The 12,707-nt window shown below is 38.7% G+C and carries 13 protein-coding genes and 2 tRNA genes; 4 read left to right on the top strand and 11 right to left on the bottom strand.

What is annotated here, in order from left to right:
- Positions 1–19: 19 nt before the first annotated feature.
- From rbfA to HUE58_RS05985, 5 genes are all read right to left on the bottom strand, one after another.
- On the bottom strand, positions 20–358 hold the full coding sequence (gene rbfA / locus HUE58_RS06005; protein ID WP_174606258.1) for a 30S ribosome-binding factor RbfA: 339 nt from the start codon (positions 356–358) through the stop codon (positions 20–22).
- A 13-nt stretch (positions 359–371) separates the two neighbouring features.
- Complete coding sequence (gene infB / locus HUE58_RS06000; RefSeq protein ID WP_174606082.1) at positions 372–2,807, bottom strand: translation initiation factor IF-2; 2,436 nt, start codon at positions 2,805–2,807, stop codon at positions 372–374.
- A 57-nt stretch (positions 2,808–2,864) separates the two neighbouring features.
- Complete coding sequence (gene nusA, locus HUE58_RS05995; protein ID WP_174606081.1) at positions 2,865–4,340, bottom strand: transcription termination factor NusA; 1,476 nt, start codon at positions 4,338–4,340, stop codon at positions 2,865–2,867.
- 31 nt (positions 4,341–4,371) lie between these two features.
- Positions 4,372–4,833 carry a ribosome maturation factor RimP gene (gene rimP, locus HUE58_RS05990; RefSeq protein ID WP_174606080.1) on the bottom strand — a complete coding sequence of 154 codons (462 nt, stop codon included), beginning with the start codon at positions 4,831–4,833 and terminating at the stop codon, positions 4,372–4,374.
- A 98-nt stretch (positions 4,834–4,931) separates the two neighbouring features.
- Positions 4,932–5,008, bottom strand: a tRNA-Met gene (locus HUE58_RS05985).
- 36 nt (positions 5,009–5,044) lie between these two features.
- Between HUE58_RS05985 and gshB the strand changes: the two genes are divergently transcribed.
- Positions 5,045–6,007 (top strand): glutathione synthase, encoded by a 963-nt coding sequence (gene gshB / locus HUE58_RS05980; protein ID WP_174606079.1) that lies wholly within the window; start codon positions 5,045–5,047, stop codon positions 6,005–6,007.
- Here gshB and crcB read toward each other — a convergent pair.
- From crcB to HUE58_RS05955, 4 genes are all read right to left on the bottom strand, one after another.
- Positions 6,001–6,396 (bottom strand): fluoride efflux transporter CrcB, encoded by a 396-nt coding sequence (crcB, locus tag HUE58_RS05975; RefSeq protein ID WP_174606078.1) that lies wholly within the window; start codon positions 6,394–6,396, stop codon positions 6,001–6,003. The two genes, gshB and crcB, sit on opposite strands and share 7 nt — an antisense overlap.
- A gap of 206 nt (positions 6,397–6,602) precedes the next feature.
- Entirely contained in the window at positions 6,603–6,854 is a 252-nt protein-coding gene (locus HUE58_RS05965; RefSeq protein ID WP_174606076.1) for a hypothetical protein, read from the bottom strand.
- A gap of 25 nt (positions 6,855–6,879) precedes the next feature.
- On the bottom strand, positions 6,880–7,401 hold the full coding sequence (locus HUE58_RS05960) for an AAA family ATPase (protein ID WP_174606075.1): 522 nt from the start codon (positions 7,399–7,401) through the stop codon (positions 6,880–6,882).
- A 56-nt stretch (positions 7,402–7,457) separates the two neighbouring features.
- Positions 7,458–8,384 carry an FAD:protein FMN transferase gene (locus HUE58_RS05955; RefSeq protein ID WP_174606074.1) on the bottom strand — a complete coding sequence of 309 codons (927 nt, stop codon included), beginning with the start codon at positions 8,382–8,384 and terminating at the stop codon, positions 7,458–7,460.
- A gap of 12 nt (positions 8,385–8,396) precedes the next feature.
- On the opposite strand from HUE58_RS05955, the gene HUE58_RS05950 reads away from it, so the two are divergent.
- Genes HUE58_RS05950 through HUE58_RS05940 form a run of 3 tightly spaced genes read left to right on the top strand, consistent with a single transcriptional unit; the run spans position 8,397 to position 10,949 of the window.
- Entirely contained in the window at positions 8,397–9,581 is a 1,185-nt protein-coding gene (locus HUE58_RS05950; RefSeq protein ID WP_174606073.1) for a lytic murein transglycosylase, read from the top strand.
- On the top strand, positions 9,578–10,006 hold the full coding sequence (ruvX, locus tag HUE58_RS05945; protein WP_174606072.1) for a Holliday junction resolvase RuvX: 429 nt from the start codon (positions 9,578–9,580) through the stop codon (positions 10,004–10,006). Before HUE58_RS05950 ends, ruvX begins: the two co-directional genes overlap by 4 nt.
- Positions 9,987–10,949 carry an aspartate carbamoyltransferase catalytic subunit gene (locus HUE58_RS05940; protein ID WP_174606071.1) on the top strand — a complete coding sequence of 321 codons (963 nt, stop codon included), beginning with the start codon at positions 9,987–9,989 and terminating at the stop codon, positions 10,947–10,949. Before ruvX ends, HUE58_RS05940 begins: the two co-directional genes overlap by 20 nt.
- Positions 10,950–11,603: 654 nt before the next feature.
- Here HUE58_RS05940 and HUE58_RS05935 read toward each other — a convergent pair.
- Positions 11,604–11,679, bottom strand: a tRNA-Phe gene (locus HUE58_RS05935).
- A gap of 50 nt (positions 11,680–11,729) precedes the next feature.
- A complete protein-coding gene (gene trxB / locus HUE58_RS05930; protein ID WP_174606070.1) occupies positions 11,730–12,674 on the bottom strand; it encodes a thioredoxin-disulfide reductase in 945 nt (314 codons plus the stop codon).
- Between the last annotated feature and the right edge of the window lie 33 nt (positions 12,675–12,707).

The raw sequence follows: 12,707 nt of genomic DNA, 5'->3' as shown, positions 1-12,707 counted from the left end.
GAGCTGGTGCAACAGTTTGTTAAAGTTTAGACAGTAGTTGTTCAATCCTTGCGCCTGTGTTAGGCGCAGGGTCAAAGATAAATCTAAGTGCAGGTGTATAGCGAAGCTCTAGCGTTTTTGACAAACACGAACGAAAAAAACCACTAGCCTTACCAAGTAACGGTTCAACCACTGCTCTATCTTCTTTAGTGACTGTATAAAAAACCCTGGCACTGCTTAGGTCACGACTTGCCAATACATCCGTAATCACCACGCCACTTAATCTTGGGTCTTTGGTGGCTGTTCTTAATAATAGCGTCAACTCACGACGAATAAGTTCGTTAATTCTTTCAACTCTATAAGAGGCTCGTTCTAGCACTTTTATCAAAAATCTAAAGGGTACGTACCCTTTCAACACGTTCAAAAACTTCTATCTGGTCACCTGACTGAACACTTGTGTAATTAAGGACGCCAATACCACATTCAGTACCTGATTTCACTTCTTTAACATCGTCCTTAAAACGTCTTAGTGATTCTAGCTCGCCTTCAAAAATAACCACGTTATCGCGCAATACTCGAATTGGACTGTCACGTCTAACCACACCTTCCTCAACCATACATCCTGCAATATCACCCATTTTTTGAGATCTGAATACATCCTTAACAAAGGCAATGCCAATAATATTTTCACTAAGTTCAGGGCTAAGTAAACCGCTCATAATTGCCTTCACATCATCAATTAAATTATAAATAATTGAGTAATATTCAACACGAACACCTTCATTGTCGGCCGTTTTACGTGCAACAGCATCAGCACGTACATTAAAGCCAAGCACCAAAGCATTAGAAGTTACTGCCAATGTAATATCAGTATTGTTAATACCACCAACACCACTTGATACTACTTTTACTCTAACTTCATCCGTTGATAATTCTTCCAAGGCTTCAATCAATGCTTGCGCTGAACCCCTAACGTCTGCTTTAAGCAATACATTAATAGTTGAAACATCGCCTTCTTCCATTTTCATTAAGAAGTTCTCCATCTTCGATGCTTGTTGTTTTTGTAATTGCGCCTCACGGTCTTTGGCTTTTCTAAAATCAGCCACCTCACGAGCCTTACGCTCACTATCCACCACTAACACTTCATCACCAGAGTTAGGCACACCAGACAAGCCCAGCACTTCTACAGGCATTGATGGTGTGGCTAATTTAAGCACTTTGCCTTTGTCATCCACAATTTGTTTCACTTTGCCATATTCAAATCCAGCAATCATGATATCGCCTTTATTCAACGTGCCTGATTGCACCAAGATCGTGGTGACCTTACCACGGCCTTTTTCAAGGCGTGCCTCTAGTACAGTGCCATGTGCTGGCGCTTTAATCACTGCTGAAAATTCTAAAACCTCAGCAGTTAGTGAGATTGCGTCTAATAAAGCATCCATGCCTTCGCCAGTACGCGCTGATACGGGTATCATCATCACATCGCCACCCCAATCTTCAGAGATAACATTATGCGTTGAAAGAACTTGCTTAATTTTGTCAATATCCATCCCTTCTTTGTCTATCTTATTAATGGCAACAATCATTGGCACACCTGCGGTTTGTGCGTGTTTGATGGACTCAATCGTTTGTGGCATCACACCATCATCAGCGGCCACCACCAAAATAACAATATCAGTCGCATTAGCACCACGAGAGCGCATTTTTGAAAATGCCGCATGTCCTGGTGTGTCAATAAAAGTAATAGTGTTACCGTTTGAGTGAACTTGGTAAGCACCAATATGTTGCGTAATACCACCAGCTTCACTGTTTACTACCTTGGCTTGACGAATGTAATCAAGCAATGAGGTTTTGCCATGGTCAACATGACCCATAATAGTTACAACAGGTGGTCTAGCACTTTCATTACCACTAGATTTTGACTGCTCAATTAATACATCTTCAATGGTTTCTTCAACACTGGCAATGCCTTTATGTCCCATTTCTTCTACAACTAACATGGCGGTATCTTGGTCGATCACATCATTTAGTGTTACCATAACACCCATGTCCATTAACACTTTAAGCACTTCTCCAGCTTTGGTGGCCATCTTTTGTGCAAGTTCGGTTACTTTAATATTCTCAACAATAACAATTTCATGAATCACTTTTTCAACAGGCTTTTGAAAAGCATGTTGCGCCTGCTCTTCTTGTACTTTTTGTGACAAGCGTGTTCTGTCTTTTTTCTTCAGCTTTCGATTTGGATTATGTCTAGCAACGTGAAGCTGCCTGCGAGTATTATTACCACTAGGTGCACTACGCAAGCGTTTAGGTTTTTTATCTTCTTTAGACTTATCTGCCGTTTTGGGTTTTTCAACTTTTTTTGCAGTTTCTTGCACTGGTGCTTGTTTGATCGTTTCTTTCTGGGCTTTTAGTGCCTCTGCTTGGATTTTTTGCAAACGCACCATTTTCAAACGCTTGGCATCTTGGGCTAATAATTTTTCATCTGCATCACGACCAGCATCCAAGGCAGCTTGAGCAGCTTGAGCAGCGATTTCAGGCTGTTCATCAGTCGTTGTGGCTGACTTTGTAAGGCGTTTTTTCTTAACTTGCACCTTAACACCACTTGCTGAACTGGTACTGGACTTAGCGCCTACCTTACGAGAGATAGATATACTAGATTTACTACTTGGGCGTTTTGAAAGACCGCTCATCAAAATTTTTCTTTCTTCTGCTGAAATGGTAGAGTCTGAATTTTTACCATCAACACCAGCATTAATCAGAATTGTGATTACCTCATCAGGCGTCTTTTTCAATAATTTAGAGAGTGTTTGGACTGTGTGTGCCATAATGCTTGCCTATATTTTTTTTATAATTATTAACTTAAAATAAATTCTAACACTAAATTAATCAAACCATCCTTCATTTTCTCTTGCGGTCATGATAACACTGGATACTGTCTCGGTATCCATATCTTGAATATCGAGCAATTCATCGATAGATAACTCCGCTAAGTCATCAACAGTGACAATGTCTGCTTCAATTAATGCACTCGCCAAATCCTCACTAACACCTTCAACGCTCATGAGCACCTCAGAAGCTTCAGCATCTCCCAAAGCCTGTACTAATTGTGCATCTGATGCGCGCTCTTGAAGCTCTCCAACCATTGATGTATCAAATTCTTCTATACTTTCTAAGACTTGTGCATCTGCATCAACCAGTTCATCCACACTGCCAAATCCTTCTTCAATCAACACGCCTGCCACTTCAGAATCAACACCTAATTGATCGGCAAGTTTATCGCTAATTTTTAGCGTCTCCTGTACTTGTTTCTCATCAGCTTGGGTTGTTGACATTACATTTAATTTCCAGCCAGTCAAACGAGAAGCAAGTTTAATGTTTTGGCCACCACGACCAATAGTCAATGCTAACTGGTCATCCTCAACCGCAATGTCCATTGAATGCTTATCTTCATCAACAATAATTGAACTCACCTGTGCAGGTGCCATTGCATTAATCACAAATTGTGCAGGACTCTCATCCCAAAGAATGATATCAACACGCTCAGCATTTAGCTCATTTGATACCGCCTGAACACGCGCACCACGCATACCAATACAAGAACCAATAGGATCTATACGCTTGTCTTTAGCTCTGACTGCTAGTTTCGAGCGCAAACCTGGGTCTCTACTACCGCCCATGATTTCAATCACGCCTTCAGAAATTTCAGGCACTTCCATTTTAAACAGTTCAATCATCATTTCAGGCACACTACGCGATAGGAAAATTTGCGCACCACGAACAGAAGATTTCACCTCTTTAATATAGGCTCTTAAACGGTCATTTTTACGCACTGATTCATTAGGAATAAGGTCAAATTTAGGAATCATGCCATCAATACCACCCATATCTACATAAACATTTCCTCTATCAACCCGCTTAACCGTAACCATAATTACCTCGCCAATGCGAGAGGAATAATCATTAACAATCACTTCTCTTTCTGCTTCACGAACCTTTTGAATAATCACTTGCTTAACAATTTGTGCTGCAATACGACCAAACTCTTGTGTTTCGATTGACTTACGCACGTAATCATCAATTGCTATACCACTCGCTTCTTTTGCATAAATATGCAATTCTGAATCAAATTCAGTGCCGTCATCATCAACAAATGGTTCGTCATCTGCCACAACCATCCACTGCCTGAAGGTTAAAAACTCGCCCGTTTGTCTGTCGATTTCAACATGCACATCAATATTATTACGTTTTTTTGTCGCAATAGCCAATGCCTCTTCTAATGACTCAAGCACCTCCTCTTTAGAGATATTTTTCTCGTTTGAAATTGCCTCAACCATTAAAAATAATTCTTTGCCGTCCATGTCTTTATTCTCCTAAATTACCCAATTGGGCTTAAAAATCAACCACTAAATTTGCTTTTTCAATCAGATCAATATCCAAAATAACTGGACCCAATTCACCGACCAACTTAATCGTATTATCAACCTCATTAACACAACCAATTGCACCAAAAAAATCACGCTGTCCATCAATCGGCCTAACCATACGCAACTTAATATCAGCACCTAAAAAACGCTGATAATGCCCCTTATGAAACAATGGGCGCTCAATACCAGACGATGAAACCTCTAAGATGTATTGACCACTAATCGGCTCTTCCACATCAAAAATACTACTCAATTGACGAGAGACTTTTTCACAATCATTAACGCCAACGCCTTTGTCTGTATCAATAAAAACCCTTAAGATACTGTGCTTGCCGCTAGCAACGTATTCAATGCCCACCAATTCATAGCCCATGTCCTTAATAACAGGCTCAATTAAATGGGTAATTTTATCAGTCACTCTTGCCATATATTTCTACTCGTTTGCCTTTCTACGCATAACAAAAACCCCCTAGAGAAGGGGGTCGTCAACTCTTTTATTAACAAAATAATAAAAGAGCACTTAACTGGTAGCGGGGACAGGATTTGAACCTATGACCTTCGGGTTATGAGCCCGACGAGCTACCGAACTGCTCCACCCCGCACTAAAAGATGTAAATTATACACTATAATATTTCAATATGAAAAGAATAAAAATTGCTGTATTAATGGATGATATCAGCACTATTAATCCAAAAAAAGACTCTTCCTTGGCTATGATGTTAGAAGCATCAAAACGAGGCTGGAAGATTTACAGCTTTGATACTGCTGATTTGTTCACTCAAGATGGCTTAGTATTTGCCGATTGTGCAAAAACCACAGTTAGCAATAATTTTAATCACTGGTTTGAAAAAGAAGCCAGTACAGTCATGGTGCTTGATGAATTTGACGTCATTCTAATGCGCAAAGATCCACCCTTTGATATGACCTACATTTACAGCACTTATCTATTAGAGCAAGCTGAAAATAAAGGCGTATTAGTCGTTAATAAGCCCCAATCCTTGCGTGATGCTAATGAGAAATTATTTGCTCTTAATTTCCCACATTGCATGCCTAAAACGCTGGTTAGTGCTAATCAAAGTAAGATTAAGGCCTTTATTAAAACGCAAAATACTGCGGTCATTAAACCACTTAATGAGATGGGTGGGCGTGATATCTTTAAATTTGAAACGAATGATACAGCTATAGATACTATATTAGAACGCCTAACAAACAATGGCAAGCGCCCAATCATGGCTCAAGAGTTTTTGCCTGACATTGATAAAGGTGACAAACGTATTTTGTTGATTAACGGCAAACCAATCGATTATGCACTTGCTCGCATTCCTGCCAAGGGTAGTTTTAAAGGCAACCTTGCTGCCGGTGCTAAAGGTATTGGACAGCTATTAAGTAATAGAGATAGATATCTATGCGAACAAATCGCGCCCACACTTAAAGCCAAAGGTTTGATGTTTGTTGGGCTAGATGTCATTGGTGATTATATTACTGAGATTAACGTTACCAGTCCGACTTGCATTCGCGAGCTAGACGCACAGTTTGGTCTTAATATTGCAGGTAAATTATTTGATGTTATTGAAGAAGAGATTAACACTAATTGCTATTGAGGAATCAATAAATATCGGGCCAATGCCACACCTATACCGGCAGCAGACAGAGATAAGACAACGTTAAGCAGAATATTCAGCCCCGCTTGTCCGTAATATCCAAGACTAATCATTTCAATAGACTCCCAAGATAAGGTTGACATGGTGGTTAATGAGCCCGTTAAACCAACCAGCAACATCAACTGATATGCTTCATGTAAAACAGCTTTTTCAAGCACAATCACCACCAATATACCTGCCAAAAATGAGCCTAAGACATTCACGCCTAAAGTACCGTAAGGAAAACCTGAATCAAGTGTGGCATTCATTAATTGGGTTAAGTAATAACGCATACTAGCACCAATAGTTGCACCAATACTAATTGCTAGAACTGTGGGCAAAACACTCATTACAAACCTCTTAATTGTTTCAATTTTTCACCAATTTTAACCTCTAAACCTTGATTACTAGGCTGATAATAAGTCTGTTCGCCTAATTCACTGGGAAAATAGGTCGGCGCATTGCACAAATACACCACAGCTTAAGCCCCCGGGCTCGATTGTCTTCTTTAGCGCCTATACGCCGTAAATACATCCCAAGGTATTAAGTGTAATTTCTAGCGCATCTGGATCAGTATTCTTGCCATCCAATACAAAGCCCCATCAGGAGACGAACCACGTACTGATTTATGAAAAGCAGACAATTGTTGATAAAAAACATCGCCACCCTTATCAAAGATATTAATTTTGTCTTGTAATAGCTGATTGAGCGATTCAACATTTAACAAGGTTAATCCTGACAAAGAAATTTGTTCTACAATATTGATCAATCGACGTGCATCACCACTACTTGCACTAATAGTCTGCATTCTAAGCACTTTAATTTGGCAAAGTTTAATGACTCATGCCTGAACGCTCTTTGTAATATTTGCTCAAGTTCCTGTTATTTAGCGCATTTAGTATATAAACGCTTAAATGCGAAAGTAACGCTTTATTAATTTCAAAAGAAAGATTTTTAATTGTTGTCCCAATCAGCAGTAATAAATCCGATTCAATATGTGGCAAAAACCCATCTTGCTGGGTTTTATTAAAACGATGAATCTTATCCACAAGCAGTAGCGGTTGTTTGCCAATTTTCTGAAATTTCTTAGCATTCTCAACCACTGCTCGCAATTCTTTCACCCCATCTAACACGGCATTTAATTGTTCAAAATATCCTTTAACTTGGCTGACAATAATCCTTGCTAAAGTCGTTTTGTCTGTGCCTAATGGGCTCCATAGAATCATAGAATGCAATCGGTGATTATCAATCGCTTGGCGAAATGGATACTGAGTGTTTAACAGATATGATTGACCAAAAAAATTATCTAAACTTTTTAGTCTTAACGTTTCAGCAAGTGGTCTATAGTTAGGCATATTTTTATTTTAATCAATTACAAAACAAACACTTAGATTATAACCAAGATTTTGTCTTAATTGATTTTCAGCACTTTAAAAGCATGTTGCTGGTTCAAAATAAGCACCACTGATAGATTAAGTTGTTGTGCTAATATTTTAGCCTTTTGACTACCCATTGCCATCATTGCAGTTGCATAAGCATCTGCCATCATGGCGCTGTTATGAATCACACTAACAGAACTTAGATCGGTATTAACCGGCAAGCCTGTGTTAGGATTTAGAATGTGTTGATATTTTTTTCCTTGCCATTTGAGATAATTGCGATAATCCCCTGAGGTAGCAATGGCTTGGTTTTGCAATTCAATGGCAATTGGCATGCCATGATTTGGCTTTTCAATACCAATCGTCCACTGACTTTGAGCCATCACCTCGCCACCAATTTCCACCATAAAATTTTTAAATCCTTGCTTAATAAGCATATTTGTCAGTGCATCCACGCCATAGCCCTTAGCAATGGCAGACAAATTAATATGAATATCTTTAAGTTTTTTAACTCGTGAATTACTCAAACGTAAATATTCAATAGATGAGATTGCCAATGCTTGAACTATGTTCTCCCGACTGGGTTTTGCACCAACCCTAACAGCACCAAAACCCCAAACATCAATTAAACGACCCATACCGGGGTCAAAAAAACCTTGCGTCTGCCTGTGTATTTTTTTTGCCTGACTTAAAACAAAAAACAACTCATCTGACACTTTTATCCACTGATTAATCGGCGCTTCGTTCAATTGCGAAAGCTCAGAAGCTTCATTCCAAGTAGAAAATATCTGCTCAATTTCATCAAGATGTTTATTAATGACTGGTTTTGAAACATGATTATTGTTGATTTTGATACTATAACTAGTGCCCATTGTAGTGCCGGTGATGATTTGTGTTGTTTCATCAACACCGCAAGCACTTAAAGATAAAAAGATAAAAATTGTCAACAATTTAGGCATTATAATTTTAGCATGTTAAGATTTATTTTTTGTTTGCTACTGATATCCTTTGTATATGCAGATGATACCCAAGGCTCATCCAACACGCATAGTTTTGCACAGTTCTTAAGCAACATTCGTTTGCAAGCCACAAAATTAGGCATTTCGCAAGCCACACTTGATGGTGCTTTTAATGATTTAACGCCAAACCCAAAAGTATTAGAATATGACCGCAATCAAGCAGAATTTAACCTTAATTTTTGGCGTTACCTAAACTTAAGAGTGAGTCAAAATAGGCTTGATAAAGGTGTGATAAAGCTTCAACAACACCAACAACTCCTACAAGAAAATTATAAAAAATACGGCGTGCCATCACAAATTATTGTGGCTTTTTGGGGCTTAGAAACCAATTATGGCAAAAATGTTGGCAAAATGCATCTAATTCGCTCACTTGCCACACTAAGTTTTGACAAGCGCCGACGTAAGTTTTTTACCCATGAATTATTAACTTTACTCAAATTGATTGATGAGAAAAAACTACCTTTAAATGCCCAAGGCTCTTGGGCAGGTGCAATGGGAAACATGCAATTTATGCCCACCAATGTTGCCGCTTACGCCATAGACGCTAACACTGACGGAAAGATTGATTTGTGGCACACGCAAGCGGATATTTTTGCAAGTGCAGCACACCTTTTAAAAAAGATTGGTTGGCACCAAGGCGAACGCTGGGGTCGTGAGGTTAACATTCCTAAAACTTTTAATTATCATCTGGCAAATTTAAGCACTAAAAAGACAGTCAATGAATGGCAGACGTTAGGTGTGCGTACAACTAATAACACTAATTTACCCAATTCAAACATGCAAGCCTCCCTCATATTGCCAATGGGCCATAACGGTCCAACATTCTTAGTTTATCGAAATTTTCACGCCATTCTTAGGTGGAATCGTTCAATCTTGTATGCACTATCTGTGGGACATTTGTCTGATCGTTTAACTGGGGCAAATCAATTATTTTCAAAATCTATTACCGAGCCTTCACTGAGTCGGGTTGATATTAAACAAATTCAAACTGCACTAAATCAACTTGGCTTTGATACAGGCGAACCTGATGGTATACCAGGACCAAAAACCCGCCGTGCAACACGAGCCTACCAAAAAGCAAACAACTTACCAATTGATGGCTACGTTGGCTATCAATTATTACAACAACTTCAGTGAGTATTAACACTTACTTGGGATTTGATGTTGGTACTAAGCGTACTGGCGTTGCAATCGCCAATAGTTTAACCGCACAAGCAACGGGCATTAAGGTGATTAAACACCATAAAAATGGTTCAACCAATTGGGCTGCATTTGATGACGTTGTTAGTGCCCATAATATTAACAAGTTAATTGTTGGCTTGCCATTTGACCAAAAAGGCAAAGAACAGACAATGACTTTTATCGCTAAATCATTTGGCAAAAAGTTAAAAAATCGCTACCAAATTGAGGTCGAATTGATCGATGAATATTTATCCTCAAATGAAGCTAAAAAACTTTTAAAATACAATCATCATCATCACAATGCACAACGTGGCGATGTCGACAAACAATCATCACAGTTAATATTACAAACATGGCTCAATGAAAAAAGATTTGATTAGTAACCACATCCAACTAGATGACTCTGATCAATTAATTCATCTATTAGGTCTTGAAGGTCTTTCTAAACAGCACTTAACGCACATTCTCGATAAGGCCGATAGCCTAATTGATACTTCTGGCAATTTAAGAAAATCCAAAGCACTAGATGATATGTCTATTGCTAATTTATTTTTTGAGCCATCAACGCGTACACGTAACACGTTTGAAATTGCTGCAATGCGCAGTAGTGCTAATATCATCAACGTTGATCTTGCCAACTCAGCACTCAAAAAAAATGAAGATTTGCTTGACACCATGCGCACACTTAAAGCCATGCAAATTGATATGTTTGTGATTCGCCACAAACAAAACGGCCTGCCACACCACGTGGCACAATATTTAAAAGATGTCTCCATTCTAAACGCAGGCGATGGCATTAATGCCCACCCAACTCAAGCACTGCTTGATATGCTCAGTATTCGCCAATACAAAAAAACATTTGAGGATTTATCAGTCGCTATTGTGGGTGATATCACGCATTCACGGGTTGCTCACTCTGATATTCAAGCACTTAAAACGCTAGGCACAACTGATATTCGCCTCATTGCTCCAAAAGTCTTACAATATGATTTGAAGCCTTATTCAGCAATTAAACGTTTTGGTAACATTGAGCTAGGGCTTAAAAATTGCGACGTGGTAATCGTATTAAGATTACAAAAAGAGCGTATGATTGAAGCCGATATCCCCAACGAACAAGAATACTTTGATAATTTTGGACTCACACCAAAACGCCTAGCATTGGCAAAACCAGGTGCCATTGTAATGCATCCAGGCCCAATTAATCGTGGCGTTGAGATTGACTCAAGCGTGGCTGATGGCAATCAATCAATCATCTTACAACAAGTTACTAATGGCATTGCAGTACGTATGGCAGTCATGCAAATTCTTGCTAACAAATTATAAGTAATAAACTTAACTTTAATTAATTAGAAACCACACTGCATCATCTACTAGTGCGCATGATATTTTATGCGGCTTTGCTTGCGTAAAACCTAGCAGCTATTACAATGTGTCAGGGTTATTTAGTAGGCTTAAGCTTGCAAAAAATCTCAACCACAGATGAAAGACCGCCCTAAAGATGATTAAAGGTTTGTACGAAATATCAAAACTTGATACTGACTTACTTGTGACAATGAGGAAGATTGCTCAAAACTAGATTAGCCCTGAAATACTACACTAGTTGGAAAACGCAACTTATTAACCAGAAACTTCAAAGAGTGTGAGTGTGCCTAATGATAAAAAATATGTGTTTTATTTTTAATAACGTATTCTAAATAAATGAGCATGTCACCACATTATCTCTATAAAGAAGGGGGGGGAGAGAGTGGCGACATGCGAGTATTATATCATTATAATAATAATATTGCAAACTTATTATATAATAAAACTCTAATATTTATTATATAATACACCAAACATCATCATTACCTGCTACTTTTAAACTTAAATACCCTATAGGGCTGCATAATAAATCGATAAAATGATGGTTTCGTAAAATAGAATTTTTTTGACTGATGACCTTAACAAAAAACGCACTTCAGTACGCTTAATTGAATATGGTGGCCACACCTAGAATTGAACTAGGGACACAGGGATTTTCAGTCCCTTGCTCTACCAACTGAGCTATGTAGCCATTTACACCCTTTTTTTAGGTAAAAAATTAGAATTATACCTAAAAAAAGTTTATTCGCCTAAAAATCGCTCAGTATCTAATGCTGACATACAGCCCGATCCAGCTGAAGTAATCGCCTGACGATAAATATAGTCTGACACATCACCTGCTGCAAATACACCCTCTACACTAGTCTGCGTTGCGTTGCCTTGTATGCCACTTTGTACTTTAATATAACCATGAGCCATTTCTAAATGCCCTTCAAAAATAGCCGTATTGGGCGTATGCCCAATAGCAATAAACACACCATGTACATTGATGTCTTTTGTCTTTCCATCATTGTCTTTTAAACGAAGTCCTGTCACACCCATGGCATCACCCAACACCTCATCAAGATTGTGGTTATATTCGATGGTAATATTGCCTGTTCTTGCCTTTTCAATTAACTGGTCAGATAAAATCTTTTCAGAAGAAAATTTATCCTTGCGATGAATAATGGTAACGTAATCAGCAATATTTGACAAAAACAACGCCTCTTCAATCGCTGTATTACCGCCACCAATCACTGCCACCCTTTGATTTCGATAGAAAAATCCATCACACGTTGCACAAGCAGATACACCCTTGCCTTTAAATTTTTCTTCTGACTCTAAACCTAAATAACGCGCACTTGCGCCCGTTGCAATAATTACTGCATCCGCCGTGTAAGTAGTTGCCTCGCCTTTTAAAACAAAAGGGCGTTTGGCAAAATCAACTGATGTAATGGTGTCATTAATGACTTGTGTATCAAAACGCTCGGCATGTTTTTTCATACGTGCCATTAAGTCTGGGCCTTGAACACCAGCATCATCTCCAGGCCAATTATCCACATCCGTGGTACTCATCAGCTGGCCACCTTGTTCCATACCACTTACAATAACGGGGTTAAGATTGGCTCTAGCTGCATAAATTGCAGCAGAATAACCCGCAGGGCCTGAACCAACAATCAATACTTTACAATGTTTATTTTCGCTCATATGAATACTTTATACTTTATGGATACTTCAGAA

It is taken from the genome of Candidatus Ruthia endofausta (assembly GCF_013342985.1).
GTDB lineage: Bacteria > Pseudomonadota > Gammaproteobacteria > PS1 > Pseudothioglobaceae > Ruthia > Ruthia endofausta.
This window is presented reverse-complemented; position numbering and strand designations above follow the sequence as displayed.

Excerpts from the sequence above, each read along its gene's own strand:
- HUE58_RS05960 (WP_174606075.1), bottom strand. The coding sequence starts at position 7,401 with ATGCCTAACTATAGACCACTTGCTGAAACGTTAAGACTAAAAAGTTTA.
- HUE58_RS05950 (WP_174606073.1), top strand. The coding sequence starts at position 8,397 with ATGTTAAGATTTATTTTTTGTTTGCTACTGATATCCTTTGTATATGCA.
- gshB (WP_174606079.1), top strand. The coding sequence starts at position 5,045 with ATGAAAAGAATAAAAATTGCTGTATTAATGGATGATATCAGCACTATT.
- HUE58_RS05955 (WP_174606074.1), bottom strand. The coding sequence starts at position 8,384 with ATGCCTAAATTGTTGACAATTTTTATCTTTTTATCTTTAAGTGCTTGC.
- infB (WP_174606082.1), bottom strand. The coding sequence starts at position 2,807 with ATGGCACACACAGTCCAAACACTCTCTAAATTATTGAAAAAGACGCCT.
- HUE58_RS05965 (WP_174606076.1), bottom strand. The coding sequence starts at position 6,854 with ATGCAGACTATTAGTGCAAGTAGTGGTGATGCACGTCGATTGATCAAT.
- rimP (WP_174606080.1), bottom strand. The coding sequence starts at position 4,833 with ATGGCAAGAGTGACTGATAAAATTACCCATTTAATTGAGCCTGTTATT.
- nusA (WP_174606081.1), bottom strand. The coding sequence starts at position 4,340 with ATGGACGGCAAAGAATTATTTTTAATGGTTGAGGCAATTTCAAACGAG.
- HUE58_RS05940 (WP_174606071.1), top strand. The coding sequence starts at position 9,987 with ATGAAAAAAGATTTGATTAGTAACCACATCCAACTAGATGACTCTGAT.
- trxB (WP_174606070.1), bottom strand. The coding sequence starts at position 12,674 with ATGAGCGAAAATAAACATTGTAAAGTATTGATTGTTGGTTCAGGCCCT.
- crcB (WP_174606078.1), bottom strand. The coding sequence starts at position 6,396 with ATGAGTGTTTTGCCCACAGTTCTAGCAATTAGTATTGGTGCAACTATT.